Raw genomic sequence first — 17,309 nt, 5'->3', positions numbered from 1 at the left:
GGCTCAGTGCCCTGCGCCGCAGCCCGCCAAACGGAGATAGCCATGACCCGAGTCCAACCTGAACCCCCTGAAGAACGGCCGCCGCACGGCGCATCCATCGTCGGCGGCATCGACCGCGATTCCCCGGGTCCCGGCCCGTTCGTGATGGCAGCCGACACGCTTGAGGGCAACAAGGTGGTTGACCCCGCTGGCGATGATATCGGCACCATCGACCACATCATGATCGACGTGCTGGGCGGGCGCGTGGCCTACGCAGTGCTGGCCATGGGCGGCTTCCTTGGCATTGGCGAAAAGCTCTTCGCCTTGCCGTGGTCGGCGCTCACGCTCGACACGCGGCGCAAGTGTTTTGTGCTTGGTGTTGAAAGGGACCGGCTCAAGGCCGCGCCGGGGTTTGACAAGGACCACTGGCCCAGCATGGCGGATTCGCAGTGGGCTACCAGCATTCACCAGTATTACGGGATTTCGCCTTATTGGGAGGCGGATCGGTATGACCCTTGGGATGAGAGGAGGAGGTGAGGGGGAAGGTGGGGTATGGCTCTTGGGCTCTTTAGCTTTGCGCCATGCGGCTGCTTGTCGTTCTTGGCGGGCGTCGCTGTTTCGCCGGCGTAGCCGGCGAGTCACTTTTTGTCCGAGCGACAAAAAGTAACCAAAAAAACGCGTCGCCTGAGCGGCTGGCAATCAATTCCACGGCGTTGGTGGTTCACACGGTGGTGCTTGACGTTAGGCTTGGGTGCCCGTTCGACCCTGCTACGCCATGTGAGTGTGGGACAGTGCCTCCGTTAACCCACTATTGAACGATCCCCATGCAGGGCGTAGGCCGCATGCTGCAAGCGGCATCGCGGGGACGCCTACGGCTGCTGCGCTGGCCCAAAATGCGCTGACGGTCATTGGGCGCTTGCGCGAAGCGCAGCCGAAGGCGTTGATGCGATATCGCTCGAGAGCGCGGGCCACCGCCCGACTTGGGGATCGTTCAAAAGCCGGTTATCGCAGGCACTGTCCCACACTCACATGGCGTTAGCAGGGTCGAACCGCGACCAAAACGGCAAGCACCGCCGCCCATATGACCAACGCCGCGTAATTGATTGCCAGCCGCATAGGCGACGCGTTTTTTGGTTACTTTTTGTAAAGCTAAAGAGCCACGCCCGCCAAGAGCGACTAGCGACGGACCTGTCAGAAATTTTGTGTTTAGGGCATAACATGTCGATAAGGAGCATGTATGCCACGCAAGACGAAAACCAGCCAAGCCGCAGACCGTGAGCTGCCGGCCATTCCCGAGGACCTGATCGCCCATTTCGTGAAGGGCCCCATGACCGCCGAGGCGGTTCAGGACGCCTCGATGGCGTTCAAGAAGGCCCTGATCGAGCGCGCCTTGGGCGCCGAGCTCGGCCATCACCTGGGCTACCAGCCGGGCGCGGAGCGCCCGGCCGGCACGGCCAACCAGCGCAACGGCAAGAGCGCCAAGACCGTCCTGACCGAGGATGGCCCGCTGAGGGTGGACATCCCGCGCGACCGCGATGGCAGCTTCGATCCGATCCTGATTCCCAAGCACGAACGGCGCTTCACCGGGTTCGACGACAAGATCATCGCCATGTACGCCCGTGGCATGACCGTGCGCGAGATCCAGGCGTTTCTGGCCGAACAGTACGGCACCGAGGTCTCGCCCGAGTTCATCAGCTCGGTGACCGATGCAGTGATGGACGAAGTCACTGCCTGGCAGGCCCGCCCGCTTGAGGTGATGTATCCGGTCGTGTTCTTCGACGCGCTGCGGGTCAAGATGCGTGAGGACGGCGTGGTGCGCAACAAGGCCGTCTACCTGGCCTTGGGCGTGCTGCCGGACGGCACGCGCGACATCCTGGGCCTGTGGATCGAGACCACCGAAGGTGCCAAGTTCTGGATGAAGGTGTTCAACGACCTGAAGACCCGTGGCACCCGGGACATACTGATCGCGGTGACCGATGGTCTTAAGGGCATGGAACAGGCCCTGGCCGCGGTGTTCCCGAACACCACGCTGCAGACCTGCATCGTGCATCTGATCCGGAACAGTTTGGAGTACGCCAGTTGGAAGGAGCGCCGGGCCGTGGCTGCGGCGCTCAAGCCCGTGTACACCGCGCCCACCGTGGAGGCTGCGCTGGCCGAGCTGGCGGCCTTCGAGCAAGGGGAATGGGGCAAGCGGTACACCCCGATCGCCGCGTCCTGGCGTCGCGCGTGGGACCAGGTGATCCCGTTCTTTACGTTCCCGCCGGCGATCCGCAAGATCATCTACACGACCAACGCGATCGAGAGCGTCAACGCCCAACTGCGCAAGATCATCAAGACGCGGGGTCACTTCCCCAGCGATGAAGCGGCGACCAAGCTGCTGTGGCTGGCCCTGCGCAACATCACCGGGAAGTGGGGCAGTTCAACGCATGACTGGAAGGCTGCCATGAACCAGTTTGCAATCCTCTACGAGGAGCGCTTCACCCATCCACATCGTTGAGATAATGCTGGCTCACCGGTCGAAATGACGATGAGCCTTTAACTGCCCTGCACACAAAAAAACTGACAGGCCCCTAGCGACCGCATGGCGCAAAGCCAAAACCACCCACGCCCGCCAAACACCCTAAACCAACCACATGAAGGCCATTCCAAACATCCACACTCCATGAGAGCGCAACAATGAACAATTCCAGCCCAATCCCGCCAGGCGTTAGCCATCGCACCGGGTCCAGCAAGCATGGCGTGCTGCATGCCTTTGACCGCTTCGCCGGCGCCGCCACACGCCAGGCCGGATCGCCCGTCGCATTCGTGCTGGCCGTCGCCGTGATAGCCGCATGGGCCATCACCGGCCCACTGTTTGCCTATTCCGAAACCTGGCAACTGGTCATCAATACCGGCACCACCATCGTCACCTTCCTGATGGTGTTCCTGATCCAGCAGAGCCAGAACAAGGACGCGGTCGCGGTCCACCTGAAGCTCAATGAACTTCTCGCCTCGCACCGCGAAGCCAGCAATATGCTGGTGTCGATCGAGGACCTGGATGAGGAAGAACTGCGCCAGCTGGTGACCTTCTATCGCCACCTGGCCGAGTTGGCTGACAAGGAAGACGGTATCAAGTCGAGCCATTCGCTGGACGAGGCGCGCGAGAACCACGCCGCCAAGCGGCAGGCGCGCGCAGCGCGCGGGCGCCGGCTGGCCGGCAGCGATGCCGGGAGCCGCTCACCCACCGTGGCGCCCAGCTCTTAGCCCATGCGGCCCCTCCCACGCCATCGAGCGAGAGCTACCAGCAAGGAGCCGCCCGTGTCCGAACCGAGCAAGTCAACGCATCGAAAACGCGCTGCCCCGGGCAACCCGCCGGCACGCAGCCGCGCGGTGATGGTCTACGGTTGCGAGTCCCTGGGCAAGGCCGACAGCCACCTCGGCACGACCCTTGCCAATATTGCCCGCAAGGTCGCTGACATCGCGGGCTTTTCCTTTGCAGGCCCCTACTCCGCGCCGGATGCGGGGCTGCCTGCGCCATACCTGGTGCCCGCGCAGACTCTGGTAGGCCGTACGCTGGCGCAGGACCTCGGCGTGCGGGACGCGGGCGACCTGTTTGGCGGGGTGGTGCCCTACGCCTTCGTGGCCACCAAGGCGATCACGCACGGCCTGGTGGCGCCCGGCGCCGCAGCGCCGCGGGGCTGGTCCGAGGACTTTGTGCGGCGCGTAGTGGGCGCCACGCTGCCGGGCTTTACCGCCTTCACGCTCAGCGATGCGCGGATTGCGGCAATGCGCCTGCTGGCGCTGGGGCCGGTACGGCTGAAGGAACCGTGCGGCATCGGCGGGTTGGGCCAGCGCGTGGTCCACGACGAACGCTCGCTGGACGAGGCGCTCGCCGCGATGGCGCCCGATGTGGTGCAAGCCCATGGCCTGGTGGCGGAGCGCGACCTGGACGCGCCGCAGACCTACAGCGTGGGGCAGGTGGAGCTGGCGGGCCTGCGGGCCAGCTATTGCGGCACGCAAGGGCTCACTGCCAACAACCACGGGCAGAAGGTCTATGGCGGCTCCACGCTGACGATGGTGCGCGGCGGCCTCGAGGCGCTGCTGCAGCATCCGTTCGACGCCCGCACGCTGGCCGCGGTGCGGGCCGCGATGGTGTACCACGAAGCCGCGCTGGCCTGCTATGGCGATGCCGGGGGCATGGTGCTTTCTCGCTGCAACTACGACGTCGCCTTCGGCCCGCCCGCGGGCAGCGCCGGCCACGGGCAAGTGCTTGGGGGCGTGCTGGAACAGTCCTGGCGGGTGGGCGGCGCGACCGGCGCCGAGCTGGCGGCGCTGGCCGCGCTGCTCGAGGATCCGCGCCGCACCCGCGTGGTGGCTGCCACGCGCGAGGTCTATGGCAAGGGCGTGCGCGTGCCGGACGACGCCGAGATCTACTTCCAGGGAGAGGACCGGCACGCCGGTCCGTTGACCAAATACGCACGACTGGAGCCTGAATCCGATGGCAACGCATGAAGACCTAGTGCAGATACAAAGCGAAGGCGGCACCATTGCCGGCACCTTGATCAGCCCGCAGACCAGGCTGCCGGGCGTGCTGTTCGTCCATGGCTGGGGCGGCAGCCAGCAGCAGTACCTGGCCCGCGCGCGCAAGGTGGCGGGGCTGGGCTGTGTCTGCCTGACCTTCGACCTGACCGGGCACGCCGGGACCCAGGCGCAATACGAGACGGTCAGCCGCATGCGCAACCTGGCCGACGTGGTGGCCGCCTACGATGTGCTGGTGCGCCAGCCCGAAGTGGACCGCAACGCCATCGCGGTGGTGGGCAGCAGCTACGGCGGCTACCTGGCTGCGTTGCTGAGCACGCTGCGCCAGGTGCGCTGGATGGCGTTCCGCGCGCCGGCGCTGTACATGGACTCGGGCTGGGAACTGCCCAAGCGCCAGCTGCATCGCGAACAGGACCTGGTGGCCTACCGTCGCAGCGTGGTGCCGCCCGAGAGCAACCGAGCCCTGCGCGCTTGCGCGGAATTTGCCGGCGACGTGCTGGTGATTGAATCCGAGCACGACCAGGTGGTGCCGCACGCCGCGGTGATGAGCTACGTGGATGCCTGCGTGCACGCCAGCTCCATGACCTACCGCGTGATCAAGGGGGCCGACCACGGCCTGACGGAAGAGGAAAGCCAGCGCGCCTACAGCAGCCTGCTGGTCAACTGGCTGCGCGAGATGATTACCGTCGCGCGCGCCGGCCCGGTCAGCGCCGAACGCGCGGAGCCGCCCGCGCCGCAGGTGCCGGCCGACGAACCGGGCATGCCGCTCGCCGAGTCCGCCAGCGCCCCGGCAACGGCATCCGGCGCGCAATAGCGTGTCGCTGACAGCAGGCAAAGACGGCTGAACCCGCTCAGCACCCCAATGAGCCGATATAGCCCGGTAGGCCGCGCGCGCCCGCTGCGTGCGCCAGCCGGAACGCCTGCGCCAGCGCGATGGCAAAGTGAGGCGTGGTATCGAACGGGCCCGCCACGTGGCGGCGGAAGTAGTCGGCCCAGCGAAAATCCATGTAGGCGGTCTTGACCTTGCGATAGCCGCCGGCCAGCTGCACGAAGGCCTCCAGGCTGCGATACGGGTCGTCGCGCATGTCGTGGATGCCGCCGGGCAATTCCGTCAGCGGACGGCGGCGCCCGTGCTCGTCGTAAGGGTGGACCATATGCTCGGCCACCATGTGGCGCCAGAACGCCGGCACGTTCATGTCGCTCAGGTCGGCGCGCACCAGGCCCGGCACATGGGTGAGCCCGAGATCGTGCCAGGCGCGCACCCAGTGATGGTGATCGACCACGTACAGGGCCTGTTCCGGACCGATCACCAGGTGTACGCGGTGCCGGTCCAGGAACGCGGCGCGGCGTTCCGGCGGCACGCGCCGGGTGACATGGACCTTCTGCGCGACGTGGTAGCCGCCTACCGTGATTTGGGTGGGACGCAGGGCATCCAGCGGCACCATCAGCTTGCTGCCGGGGCGCAGCTTGCGAGGCTGGCGACGCATGGGCGCATCAGCTCTTGTTCAGCGTGCGCTCGGGCGAGGTCCCCGGAGCCGCCGTGCCGGCGGCATCGTCGCCGCCGACCTCTGAGCCGGCCGCCCACGCGGCGCCTGGCTGGCGCTGTACGCGCAGGCGATTGTCCACCTCGGTGACGCCGAACACAGCATCGGCAATGTCCTCGATCACGTATTTCTCGCGGCGCTCGCGCACGGTGCCGTCCAGCGTCACCACGCCGTTGGCCACTTCCACGCTGACGTCGCCGACATCGACATACGGGTTCATCGCCAGGCGTTCGCACACATCCTCGCGTACGCGCTCATCGGTGCGGCGGTAGCCCTTGGGGCCAACCGGACGGCGCCCGCGCTGGCCGCCTGGCGCTCCCGCTTGCGCTGCATAAGGCGCGTAGCGCCGGTAGCCCGGATCATCCGGGTACACACGCTGGCCGCCGCTGTACGACTGGCCACCGCTGCCGGCGTCGCCAAAGTAGCCGCCGCCATAGCTGGGCTGGCCGGCGCGCTGCGCGCGGTCGCGTTCCATGCCTTCGCGCCAGTGCATGGCGCGGCCGCCGCGTTCACCCCAGTCTTCTTCACCGTGCCAGGCACGGCCAGGCCGGCGCGGGTCGTCCGCTTCGCTGCGGCGTCCGCGCGGGCCGAAGCGGTCTTCATCGCGGTAGCCATAGCCCGATTCGCGTTCTTCGCTGCGGTAGCCGCTGTCCTGCGGGGCCGGCCGGTAGCCACCGTAGCCGCTGCTGTACGGATGGCCGGTGCCGCCTGTGTCGGCCGCGCCATAGCCCTGTTCGCCCCAACTACCGCGGCGCTGGCCGGCAGGCGTGTCCTGCTGGTACCACGGCCCGCCATGGCGCGCGGACTCGCTGTCGCGGCCCGCCGGAGCGGATTGGCTGCTGCTGTCGCCGCGCCAGTCCTCACCCCATTCCTGTCCCCAGTCCTCCGAGCCGCGGCCCTGGTCCTGGTCGCGCATCCGTTGCGCCGGGCCGCGCTCGCGGCGCTGCGTTTCGGTGCCGCTGCGGGGGCCGCTGCGGCTGCGCTCGTTACGGAAGTTGAACATGGTTGCCTCCTGGCTGTGGGGCCCGGGCGTCCTCCGCCGCACTGCCTGGTGCGGCAGGCCGGTGCGGCAACTGCCGCAGCCACGCCGGGCCGGTGACGTTCATGCCTGCAATGGCCGCAATATCCGTGCCCCGGTGCGCGGGCGAGGCCATGCTGGCTGTCGCGCATGGCGCGCTGTAAGGATTGCCGGGCGATGTAAGGTTTGCGGGCGGCGTGCCGGCCATGGCGGCGGGCCGTGGCCACGACGCGCGAACTGCGGCGCGGCGTGGGCTCGCCGCTTGCGGCATGGAACTTGCGCGGCACCTGCAAGGGCCGTAATGCGGCCACGCAGACAGGAGCCAGCCATGTCCACACCGACCAGCATCCCGCCCCAGCACCAGCCACGCCAGCCGGGCCTGGAGGCCGCCATGCGGCCGCAGCCGGACAGTGGTGCCGAGGACTATGTCGGCAGCGGCCGGCTGCGCGGGCGCGTGGCGCTGATCACCGGCGGCGACAGCGGCATCGGGCGGGCCATTGCGGTGGCCTTTGCGCGTGAAGGCGCCGATGTCGCCATCGCCTATCTCGATGAGCATGCCGATGCGCGAGAGACCGTCGAGCTGGTCGAGGCGGCAGGCCGCAAATGCCTGGCAATCGCGGGAGACCTCGCCGACCACGCGCATGCCGAGGCCGTGGCGCGGCAGGCGTTGCAGCAGTACGGCAAGCTCGACATCCTGGTCAACAATGCCGCCGAGCAACACCCCAAGGCCTCGCTGGAAGAAGTCGACCCCAGCCAGGTGGAGGCCACCTTCCGCACCAATGTGTTCGCGATGTTCCACCTGACGCGCGCGGTGCTGCCGCACCTGAAGGCGGGCGCGTCGATCCTGAACACAACCTCGGTGACCGCGTATCGCGGCAGCAAGCACCTGCTGGATTACTCCGCCACCAAGGGTGCGATCGTGTCGTTCACGCGTTCCCTGGCGCTGCAGGTGGTCGAGCGCGGCATCCGTGTCAACGGCGTCGCACCGGGCCCGATCTGGACGCCGCTGATCCCGTCGACCTTCACGGCGGAAGAAGTGGCCGAGTTTGGCAGGAAGACGCCGATGGGCCGCCCGGGACAACCATTCGAGGTGGCGGCGGGCTTTGTGTTCCTGGCCTCCGACGCGGCCAGCTACATCACCGGGCAGATCCTGCACATCAACGGCGGCGAGGTCGTCAACGGCTGAGGCGCCAGGGCAAGGCATGTAGTTCCGGGGCCGCCTTTGCAAATATTGCACGCCGGCGTGCGCGCCATGCAGGCCGTGCGCGCGGCGTGACGCACAGCGGGCGCGGGCGTGGCTCTTGCAATGTGGATGGCAGCAGTCATGACCATCGCCACTATCTCATGGGAGTCAGTCATCATGTCAGCGATCGTAGCCGGACGTTTCGATTCGATTGCCAGCGCCGAAGACGTGGCACGGACCCTGTTCTCGCGCGGCTTCTCTGTGTGGGACGTATCCATCATGTCGGTGGGGCCGGACACTGCGCCGGACCGCGTCATGCTGGCGGCGTGCGTCAACAACGGCCTCGGTTCCGTCGCCGTGGACGTGCTGCGCGAGGCCGGTGCGAGCGGACTGGAACGTGCGCAAGGCAACTGGGAATGCGGCCAGTGGACGGATTTCAATCCCGCCCGCCACGGCGAGCCCGTACATGACGGTGAGGGCGAATACTGGCCGCGCCCGCTCACACGCGAAGCGATTGCCGAAGAGAGCACCGGCAACGAAGACCCGGGCAGCGAGCTTGAGCACTTCGTTGACCAGAAGCGTGCCGAGCACGACTGAGCGCCGCGCTGCCGACAGCGCGGAACACCGCGCGCCGCGCAGCAAGGCCGTTGCCGAACTGGCTCGCCTGCGCCCGACCCAGCTGACGCTGGGCTATGCGCACGTCAGCTACAAGATGGACGTCACGCAGCGCCACGCGGACCCGGACGACCACGCGGCGCTGCGGCGCTTCATGCGCCGCCATCGCATCAAGACCGTCGCCGGGCCGGGCGGCGGCCTCTATATCATCGATCACCATCACTGGGCGCGGGCATGGCTGGATCTCGGCTACGAGCGGGCACCCGTGCGCGTGCTGCATGACTTCAGCCGCCTGAGCCCGTCTGCGTTCTGGAAACGGATGCGCCGTCTCGGCCATGTCCATCCCTATGACGAGCACGGCAGGCTGCTGGGCCCGAAGGCACTGCCGCCCACTGTGCGGGGCATGCGCGACGATCCCTATCGCAGCCTGGCGGCCTTTGCGCGCGAGGCCGGGGCCTACCGCAAGCCTGGCAGCGCGGCTGGCGACTTCTCCTGGGTCCGCTTCCTGCGCGAGCGGGTGGAAGAGGACCTGGGCAGTGTTGCGGGATTCGGGCTGGCGCTGACGGAGTCGATCCGGCTGGCGCGCAGCGCCCGCGCAAGACGGCTGCCGGGCTATTGCGGCGGGCCGGTGAGGGGGAGGGTCGGGGGAAAGAAGGGCGGTGCCGGATAATCAGCCAGTCTGGCAAACCGCTTGGGTGCTCCCTTCTCCCGCAAGCAGGAGAGAGGAGCAAACCGGCAGCATTGCTGACGCTGGTTCCAGATCAACTGTCTGACTTGTGCTTCGGCATGCCCTTGGTCTTGGTCGAAGCCATCTTGTCGAGTTCCTTCTCGCTCATCGACTTATACATTGAGCGGGAAGGTCCCTTGAGCGATCCGGCCTTCTTTTCGCCGCGCTTTGCGGAGAGCGCCGCTCCCGCGGCCTGTTGTTGCGCCTTGGATTTTGCTGGCATCTGAGTCTCCTTGCGAAAGGGGGGGAAGGAACCGGGCGATGCGGTGACACACGCCCGCGCTTCGTTATAGGGCGCCGGCGCGGCAGCGACAAGGGTCGCCCCGCGCCGGCGCCGCTGCGTGCGCGTGCCGGCGTGCATCGCCCGCAGGCTGGCCGGGAAACACTAGATCCGGCCAAGCACCACGAGCAGCACCACGATCAGGACGATCAGGCCCAGGCCGCCACTAGGCCAGTAGCCCCAGCCGGAGCTGTAGGGCCAGGCCGGCAGCGCGCCGAGCAGCAGCAGGACAAGAATGATCAGGAGGATGGTGCCGATTCCCATGGCGTGCTCCTTGTTTGTGGATCTGGCAAGCCGGGGGCTTCCGGACCGGGTGGCCTCGGAGAACCAACTGCTTACTGTTCAGCCTAGATCAGGGGGCGCCGGCATCCCCCCGGACTAGGGCTGATATCGGTGTAGGAATCGGACGACGCTGGGGCGCGGGGGGCACATGCAGGGCTGTCGTGGCGGACGCCGCGCCGCGTTCAGCACGCTGCGTTCAGCCCGTGCTCGACGGCATAGACGGCCACCTGCACGCGGCTGGCCAGGTTCAGCTTTTTGAGGATGTTCTGCACGTGGATCTTCACCGTGCTTTCCGCCACGCCCAGGTCGCGCGCGATCTCCTTGTTGCTTTCGCCGCGCGCCAGGCCCTGCACGATCTCGCGCTCGCGCGCGGTCAGCCGTGGCGCTTCGTCCTGGCGCGCCGCGGCCACCGGTGCGGGAGCGCGGAACTGGGCCACCAGCTTGGCGGTCATGCTGTCGGAGATGACCGGCTCGCCGGCCGCGGCACGGCGGATGCCGGCGATCAGCGCCTCGGTCTCGATATTCTTGATCAGGTAGCCGCGCGCACCGCCGCGCAGCGCGGTGGCCAGTTCCTCGGCTTCTTCCGACACGGTCAGCACGATCACGGCGGTCTGCGGCAGGTCCTCCACCAGCAGCTGCAGGGCCTCCAGGCCGGACAGGCCGGGCATGTTCAGGTCCAGCAGGATCACGTCGGGGCGGTGCTGCTTGGCGCGCTTGATGCCTTCCACGCCGTCGGCGGCTTCGTCGACGATCTCGAAGTCGGCCTGCCGCTGCAGCAGCGCGCGGATGCCGGAGCGGAACAAGGTGTGGTCGTCGATCAGCAGGATGCGGATGGTCATGGCTGGGTCTCGGTGGTCGTGGGGGCGGGGCGGGTGTCGGCGAGCTTGCGGGCGCCGGAAGCGCGGCCGGCGGGCAGCACCAGTTCGATGCGAACGCCGTGGCCGGGGCGGGCCTGCACGTGCAGCTGCGCCCCCAGCCGCGCCGCGCGCTCGCGCATGATGTTCAGGCCGATATGCGCTTCGGCGCGCGTGGCAAGTTCCTCCGGATCGAAGCCCTCGCCGTCGTCCTGCACCACCAGGCGGAAATCGCGGCCGTGGCTGAGCGCCACCGCCACGTGTGCCGCCATGGCGTGCTTGCGCACATTGGAGAGCGCCTCCTGCAGGATGAACAGCACCTGCAGCTGCTGCTCCGGCGCCAACGGCCAGGCGCCGCCGCTCTCGTCAATGGAGAGCGTGGCCTCGGTGCGGCATTGGCGGCGAAAGCGGCCTACGGTCTCTTCCACCGCCGGGCGCAGCTCGCCGGTGCCGAGCCGCGAGCGGAAGTTGTTCAGCAGTTCGCGCACGTCCTGGTAGCTCTCTTCCACGCCGTGGCGCAGCATCGGCACGATCTCGCGGGTCTCGGCCAGGTCGTCGCGCTCGACCGCGGCGTCCAGCAGTTGCACCTGCAGGTTCAGGTAGTTCAGGCCCTGGGCAATGCTGTCGTGCAGGCCCTGCGCTACCAGGTTGCGCTCTTCCACCACCGCCAGCTGGCGCGCGGTCGCGGACAGGCGCAGGTGTTCCAGCGCGGTGCCAAGGTGCTGGCCCAGTGTTTCCAGCATCTGGCGGTCTGACGGGGGCAGCGCGCGCGGCGTGCGGAAGTGCAGCGCGAACACGCCGGTGGCGCCGCGCTGGCTTTCGATGCGGAAGGCCGCCAGCGACTGGAAGCCGTTGCGGCTGCAGGGCGTGGCATCCGCGGCGGCGCCCTGGCGCTGCGCCGCGCGCAGGTCGACGATGGCGACCACGGCCTCGCGCGTGGCGTCGCCACAATGGCAGGCGTTGGCCGCCGCGCAGGATTCGGATTCGGCCAGCGCGGCCGGCAGGCCTGCGGCTGCCAGCAGGTGCATCCTGCCGTGGCGGCTGTCCAGCACGCGCACGCTGCCGCCATCGGCATCGAACTGGCGCATCACGCGCTCCAGGAAGCCGCGCGCCATGGCCTCGGCATCGGCGGCCTGGTTCAGGAAGGCGGCCATGTCGTAGAGCGTCTCGAGGTCGCGGTTCTGGCGTTCCAGCTCGGCGGTCTTCTGCGCCACGCGCGTCTCCAGGTCGTGGTACAGCCCCTGCAGTTCGCCGGCCATGCGGTTGAAGCCTTCGCTGAGGGTGCCGAACTCGTCGCGGCTTTCCACCGGCAGGCGCAGCGAGAACTCGCGCGCCGCCATGCGCCGCAGGCCGTCCTGCAGCCGCAGCACCGGCAGGATGATCCACAGGTAGAGCAGGTAGATCACGGCCACGGTGCCCACGCACGCCATTGCCGCCAGCGCGATCTGCGACACGCGCAGCCAGTCGGTCTTGCGCGCGCTGTCATGCTCGATCATGCCGACCAGGCGATCGGCCTGCGCGACGAAGCCGGGCAGTGCGGCGATATAGCGTGCCGGCGCAGCGTCGTTGCCCGCTCCGGCCACTGCCAGCGGGCGCAGCCGTTGTTGCCAGTCCTGCGTGACGCGGGCCATCTGCGCATGAATGGCGGGTTCGTCCGGCAGGAACAGCGGGCGCGCTGCGTCGCCTTTCCTGAGCAGGGCCAGCGTGGCGTCCAGCGCCTGCACCTGTTCGGCCAGTGCATTGTCCTGGCGCGCCTGTGCCAGCGTCAGTTCGATCGCCACGCGGTTGGCGCGCATGCGCAGGCTGCCGGCGTCATTGATGGCGGCACCCGCGCCTTCCAGCTTCCATGACAGCCACAGCGTGCCGGCAATCATGCCCAGCACCACCAGCAGCACGGCCAGCGAGAGCGAGATGATGCGGGTGGAGAGGCGGTCGCGCAGCGCCGGCAGGCCGGCAGCGCCGGAGGCCGCCGTGGCGCTGGCGGCTGGAGGATCGGTTCGGAACATGGCGGTATCGGGGGCTACCAGTCGGGGAAGCCGGGTGTTGGCCCGGCGGCCGGCGCGTGCATGACTGTGCGCTGGCAGTGGAAGCCATTTTCCCTGCGTAGCAGACGGGGCTTCCTGCGCCAGATCAAGAAAGTCCGGCTTTGGTGCAGTGTATGTGCGGTCGGCGGCGCATCGGCGGATCCCACCAGACCTGTCACGTCGTGATATATCGATCCGCCGCATGGGGCGGGGATATGCCGTCAAACTTGGCTGCGGTCAAATCCCCACGACCTGCCCTGGCCTAGCATCCGGTCAACATTGATGGGAGAAGCTCTTGAAGGCAGCCAGTTTCGACTACGAACGCGCCCCGCGCCTGGCCGTGGTGTTCGGCTGCCTGATGCCGGCGCCGTGGCTTGGCGCCGCGGCGGGCGTCTTGCTTGCCGCCGGTCCGCCCGACGGCTTGCCGGACCGCTTTGCGCCACTGGCGCTGGTGGCGGTGCATGTGCTGGCGCTGGGCATGCTGCTGCCGGTCATGGTGGGCGCGCTGTTCCAGATGATGCCGGTGGTGGCCGGCGTGGCCGTGCCGGGTGCGGGGCTGCTTGCGCCGTGCATGGCCGCGGCAGGCGCGGGCGTGGCCACCGCCCTGGGCATTGGGCTGCTCGGCGGCGAACCTGTGGCGATGCAGGCGGCGGTGGCCGTGGCCGTGATCCTGTTGCTGGCCGGGGCCATTCTGCTGGCTGCTGGCCGGCGCGTGGCCGCAGTGGATGCCACCACGCGCACCCTTGCCGGCATCGGCGCGCCGCTGATGGTCGCGGTGCTATGCGGCATGGTGCTGGCCGGCGCCTTCGGCGGCTGGTGGCACGTGCCGGTGGCGCGCTGGCTTGGCCTGCATATGGCGTGGGCGCTGGGCGGCTGGCTGGCCGCGCTTGTGACCGGCGTGGCCACCACCGTGCTGCCGATGTTCTGGCAGGCGCCGCGCCTGCCGGCGGCGATCGGGCGCTGGCTGCCCATGGCGCACTGGTTGCCGCTGGCGCTGTTCAGCGCCGCGGCAATGCTGTGGCCGGATCACCGGGCACTGGCGCATGGCGTGCTGCTCGCGTGGCTGGCGTTCTTGGCGGTGGTGGGAGCATGCGGGCTGGCCGGCACCCTGTGCGCGCGGCGGCGCCATGATCCACTGTGGCTGCTCTGGCCGGTAGCATGCGCCAGCATGATGGGTGCGGCGCTGCTGGGGGCGGCGGCAGTCGTGCTGCCCGCCGCCGGGCTGCCGCTGGCATGGTGGGCCGGGACCATGGCGCTGGTCGGCGTGGGCGTGCTGCCGGTCACGGCCATGCTCGGCAAGATCGTGCCGTTCCTGGCCTGGCTGCACCTGCGCCGGCTGCTGCCGCCGCGCGCGCGGGTGCCGGCCATGCAGGCCATCATCGTGCCGGGCCGGCAACGGCGGCAGGCATGGCTGCTGCTGGCGGCCTACGTGCTGCTGCTGGCGGTACCGCTGGCGCCGGCGCCGCTGGCCCGCGCTGGCGGCCTGCTGCTGGCGGGCGCCAATGCGTGGCTGGGGTGGCAGCTGCTGGGAGCGTTGCGGTGCATGCGGGAGATGAAGAAGCGCGGCGGATTACCGCCGCGCATTGCAGACAAGGTTCCCATGCTGCCGGTTTGCTCCCCTCTCCCGCCTGCTGGAGAGGGGCCGGGGGAGAGGGCAGGCGCTGGCACACCGACGCGCCTCACTTCGTAGACACTCCGGCCCTCTCCCCCACCCCTCTCCCGCAAGCGGGCGAGGGGAGCCTTGTTCGCGCGGCGTTGGGCACGGCACGCACAACAGGCATGCGTCAGGCTGGTGTCGGGGTTTGAGTCAGCCCCGCAGGCTTTTCCCCGGTCAACAGGTAGTGCATCAGCTCCGCCACCGGCCGGATCGCCTCGCCGAAGGGCAGCGCACCCCGGCCGCGGAAGAACAGGCCGCGCTCCACGTCGCCGCGCACGGCCTGCGCCAGCTTCAGGTCGATGCAGAACTGGCCGATGCGGGCAATGCCGTCGCGCAGCCCGCACGCCTGCAGGCAGTCGAAGCCCTCCAGGCATTCACGCGGCTTGGCGCGGCGCTGCAGCCGCGACTCGCTCGACAGGTAGCGCGACAGCCACGGCGTCAGCACCGCGCGCGCGGGCAGCCCGGCTACGCTGGTGAACTCGCGCAGGGTCTCGGGCCGCGCCGTTGCCAGCACCTGTTTGAAGGCCGGGTGGGCATCGCATTCCTCGGTCACGGCGAAGGCCGTGCCCAGCTGCACCGCGGCGGCGCCCTCGCCCAGCCAGTGGCGCACCTTGGCATGGCTGTCGATGCCGCCGGCCAGGATCAGCGGAATGCTGTCCCAGGCCAGTCCCAGCTGCGCAAACAGCTCGCGGCATTCGGCCAGCACGCGCGAAAACGAGAAACGCGGCTCCGACAAGTCCTGGATGGTGGCCGCGCCCAGGTGGCCGCCCGCATGCGCCGGGTGTTCGACCACGATGGCATCGGGCAGCCGGCCCTTCTTCATCCAGCGGCGCAGCACCAGGCCGATGCCGCGTGCCTCGGACAGGATCGGGATCAGCGCCACCCTGGGGTGGCTGGCGGTCAGCTCGGGCAGGTCCAGCGGCAGGCCGGCGCCCATGACGATGGCATCGGCGCCGCTTTCGCAGGATTGCCGCACCAGCGCGGCGTGCGAGCCCACCGCCTTCATCACGTTGACGGCGATCAGCCCGCGGCCTTCGGACGCCGTGCGCGCGGCACGGATCTCGCGATCCAGCGCCTCGAGGTTGACGGCTTCGATGGCGGGCTTGTCACGGCTGCCGCGGGTGCGTTCCATCAGGTCGGGGTGGTGGTGGCGCAGGTCGATGCTGGCGATGGTGCCGACGCCGTTCTCGCGCGCGACGGCGCCGGCCAGCCGGTGGGCCGAAATGCCGATGCCCATGCCGCCCTGCACGATGGGCAGCAGGCGGCGGCCGGCCAGCTTGAGCCAGGGTTGATTCATAAATACGTCTCCGGGAGAGGATGGGCGCGGGGCCGGCGTGCGGCCAGCCGCGGGGATGACCGGGCAAGCGTGGCACAGCGGCACGGGCCGGCGTTTGCCGCAGGTCAAGCGCGCGGTGGTGGCCTGCCATCGGCCTACGCCAACCGGCATAGGCCAACGCGGGCGGTGTGCCGTTGGCGTGGGTTTGCGCGCGGTCAAGCCCCTGCTGCAAGCGCTTGGCTAGCATCGGCCGCTGTCTTCATCTTCGCGCCGCCGCCGGCGCCATCACCGATGACCCCTGCCTCCCCAGCCCCATCCGCCGCGGCAAGCCTGCCGCGCCGGCCCCAGCTTGTTGCGCCCGCCGGTTCGCTGGCGGCCCTGCGCATGGCGCTGCAGCACGGCGCCGACGCGGTCTACCTGGGCCTGCGCGATGCCACCAACGCGCGCAACTTCGGCGGCCTGAACTTTACCGAGGCCGACATCCGCACCGGCGTGGCCGAAGCCCACGCGTGCGGCGCCGAGGTGCTGTTCGCCATCAACACCTTCGCCCAGATGGGCGCGGTGGCGCAATGGCAGCGCGCGGTCGATGCGGCGGCGGACCTTGGCGCCGACGCGGTCATCATGGCTGATGCCGGCCTGATGGGCTATGCGTGCGAGCGCCATCCTGAGTTGCGGCTGCACCTGTCGGTGCAGGGCTCGGCCACGCATGCCGACGCCATCGAGCTGATGCGCGAGCGCTTCCATATCCGCCGCGTGGTGCTGCCGCGCGTGCTGTCGCTGGCGCAGATCGGCAAGCTGGCGCGCCAGACCAGCGTGGAGCTGGAGGTGTTCGGCTTCGGCAGCCTGTGCGTGATGGCCGAGGGGCGCTGCCTGCTGTCGTCCTACGCCACCGGCGACTCGCCCAACAACAAGGGCGTCTGCTCGCCCGCGCACGCGGTGCGCTGGACCGAGCAGGACGGCACCATGCAGGCTCGCCTGTCGGGCATCCTGATCGACAGCTATGCGCCGGGCGAGCCGGCCGGCTATCCCACGCTGTGCAAGGGCCGCTTCGAGGTGGAGGGCGAGCGCGGCTACGTGCTGGAAGAGCCGACCAGCCTCAATGCGCTGTCGCTGCTGCCGGCGCTGATCGACATGGGCATCGCCGCCATCAAGATCGAAGGCCGGCAGCGCAGCCCGCGCTATGTGGGCGATGTGGTCGGCGTGCTGCGCGCGGCCATCGACGCCGCCTGCGCCGATCCGGCGCGCTTCGTGCCGCGGCAAGAGTGGCAGAGCACGCTGGGGCGCCATGCCGAAGGCGACCAGGTCACGCAAGGCGCCTACGACCGGCCATGGCGGTGACACCCATGACATCG

17 protein-coding genes are annotated in these 17,309 nt (G+C 68.9%); 10 read left to right on the top strand and 7 right to left on the bottom strand.

Annotated features, from left to right (window positions below):
• Positions 1–42 precede the first annotated feature (42 nt).
• The 5 genes from KB879_RS16930 (at position 43) to KB879_RS16910 (ending at position 5,311) form a co-directional block, all read left to right on the top strand.
• On the top strand, positions 43–516 hold the full coding sequence (locus KB879_RS16930) for a PRC-barrel domain-containing protein (protein WP_010810663.1): 474 nt from the start codon (positions 43–45) through the stop codon (positions 514–516).
• A gap of 700 nt (positions 517–1,216) precedes the next feature.
• The gene (locus KB879_RS16925; RefSeq protein WP_211979453.1) at positions 1,217–2,476 is read left to right on the top strand and encodes an IS256 family transposase; all 1,260 of its coding nucleotides are present in this window, start codon (positions 1,217–1,219) and stop codon (positions 2,474–2,476) included.
• Between the two features lie 179 nt (positions 2,477–2,655).
• The gene (locus tag KB879_RS16920; protein WP_013953931.1) at positions 2,656–3,222 is read left to right on the top strand and encodes a low affinity iron permease family protein; all 567 of its coding nucleotides are present in this window, start codon (positions 2,656–2,658) and stop codon (positions 3,220–3,222) included.
• A gap of 54 nt (positions 3,223–3,276) precedes the next feature.
• Positions 3,277–4,470, top strand: coding sequence for a DUF3182 family protein (locus KB879_RS16915; protein WP_013953930.1), 1,194 nt, complete (start codon positions 3,277–3,279; stop codon positions 4,468–4,470).
• Positions 4,457–5,311 (top strand): S9 family peptidase, encoded by an 855-nt coding sequence (locus KB879_RS16910; protein WP_013953929.1) that lies wholly within the window; start codon positions 4,457–4,459, stop codon positions 5,309–5,311. The genes KB879_RS16915 and KB879_RS16910 overlap by 14 nt, the downstream gene beginning before the upstream one ends.
• Positions 5,312–5,348: 37 nt before the next feature.
• Here KB879_RS16910 and KB879_RS16905 read toward each other — a convergent pair whose 3' ends face one another.
• Together KB879_RS16905 and KB879_RS16900 are read right to left on the bottom strand one after the other, a co-directional pair.
• The gene (locus tag KB879_RS16905) at positions 5,349–5,984 is read right to left on the bottom strand and encodes a ParB-like protein (protein WP_211979452.1); all 636 of its coding nucleotides are present in this window, start codon (positions 5,982–5,984) and stop codon (positions 5,349–5,351) included.
• 7 nt (positions 5,985–5,991) lie between these two features.
• Positions 5,992–7,044: a BON domain-containing protein gene (locus KB879_RS16900; protein WP_013953927.1), complete on the bottom strand. Its 1,053-nt coding sequence runs from the start codon at positions 7,042–7,044 to the stop codon at positions 5,992–5,994.
• A gap of 343 nt (positions 7,045–7,387) precedes the next feature.
• Between KB879_RS16900 and KB879_RS16895 the strand changes: the two genes are divergently transcribed.
• The 3 genes from KB879_RS16895 (at position 7,388) to KB879_RS16885 (ending at position 9,527) form a co-directional block, all read left to right on the top strand.
• Entirely contained in the window at positions 7,388–8,245 is an 858-nt protein-coding gene (locus tag KB879_RS16895; RefSeq protein WP_013953926.1) for an SDR family oxidoreductase, read from the top strand.
• Positions 8,246–8,419: 174 nt separating this feature from the next.
• On the top strand, positions 8,420–8,839 hold the full coding sequence (locus KB879_RS16890) for a hypothetical protein (RefSeq protein WP_041228949.1): 420 nt from the start codon (positions 8,420–8,422) through the stop codon (positions 8,837–8,839).
• Entirely contained in the window at positions 8,823–9,527 is a 705-nt protein-coding gene (locus tag KB879_RS16885) for a ParB-like protein (protein WP_041228731.1), read from the top strand. Before KB879_RS16890 ends, KB879_RS16885 begins: the two co-directional genes overlap by 17 nt.
• A 91-nt stretch (positions 9,528–9,618) precedes the next feature.
• Here KB879_RS16885 and KB879_RS16880 read toward each other — a convergent pair whose 3' ends face one another.
• The 4 genes from KB879_RS16880 to KB879_RS16865 all read right to left on the bottom strand — a co-directional run bounded on the left by KB879_RS16880 (position 9,619) and on the right by KB879_RS16865 (position 13,006).
• Complete coding sequence (locus KB879_RS16880) at positions 9,619–9,807, bottom strand: DUF3008 family protein (RefSeq protein WP_010810654.1); 189 nt, start codon at positions 9,805–9,807, stop codon at positions 9,619–9,621.
• 162 nt (positions 9,808–9,969) lie between these two features.
• Complete coding sequence (locus KB879_RS16875; RefSeq protein WP_013953922.1) at positions 9,970–10,128, bottom strand: DUF3309 family protein; 159 nt, start codon at positions 10,126–10,128, stop codon at positions 9,970–9,972.
• A gap of 200 nt (positions 10,129–10,328) precedes the next feature.
• On the bottom strand, positions 10,329–10,985 hold the full coding sequence (locus KB879_RS16870; protein ID WP_013953921.1) for a response regulator transcription factor: 657 nt from the start codon (positions 10,983–10,985) through the stop codon (positions 10,329–10,331).
• Complete coding sequence (locus KB879_RS16865) at positions 10,982–13,006, bottom strand: type IV pili methyl-accepting chemotaxis transducer N-terminal domain-containing protein (protein WP_153954120.1); 2,025 nt, start codon at positions 13,004–13,006, stop codon at positions 10,982–10,984. The genes KB879_RS16870 and KB879_RS16865 overlap by 4 nt, the downstream gene beginning before the upstream one ends.
• A 313-nt stretch (positions 13,007–13,319) precedes the next feature.
• On the opposite strand from KB879_RS16865, the gene KB879_RS16860 reads away from it, so the two are divergent.
• Positions 13,320–14,714, top strand: coding sequence for a hypothetical protein (locus tag KB879_RS16860; protein WP_211979451.1), 1,395 nt, complete (start codon positions 13,320–13,322; stop codon positions 14,712–14,714).
• A gap of 94 nt (positions 14,715–14,808) precedes the next feature.
• Here the strand turns inward: KB879_RS16860 and KB879_RS16855 are convergent, their stop codons facing one another.
• A complete protein-coding gene (locus tag KB879_RS16855; RefSeq protein WP_211979450.1) occupies positions 14,809–15,978 on the bottom strand; it encodes a nitronate monooxygenase family protein in 1,170 nt (389 codons plus the stop codon).
• 270 nt (positions 15,979–16,248) lie between these two features.
• Between KB879_RS16855 and KB879_RS16850 the strand changes: the two genes are divergently transcribed.
• A complete protein-coding gene (locus tag KB879_RS16850; protein WP_013953917.1) occupies positions 16,249–17,295 on the top strand; it encodes a peptidase U32 family protein in 1,047 nt (348 codons plus the stop codon).
• The last annotated feature ends 14 nt before the right edge of the window (positions 17,296–17,309 follow it).

This window comes from Cupriavidus sp. KK10 (genome assembly GCF_018223725.1).
Lineage (GTDB): Bacteria > Pseudomonadota > Gammaproteobacteria > Burkholderiales > Burkholderiaceae > Cupriavidus > Cupriavidus necator.
This window is presented reverse-complemented; position numbering and strand designations above follow the sequence as displayed.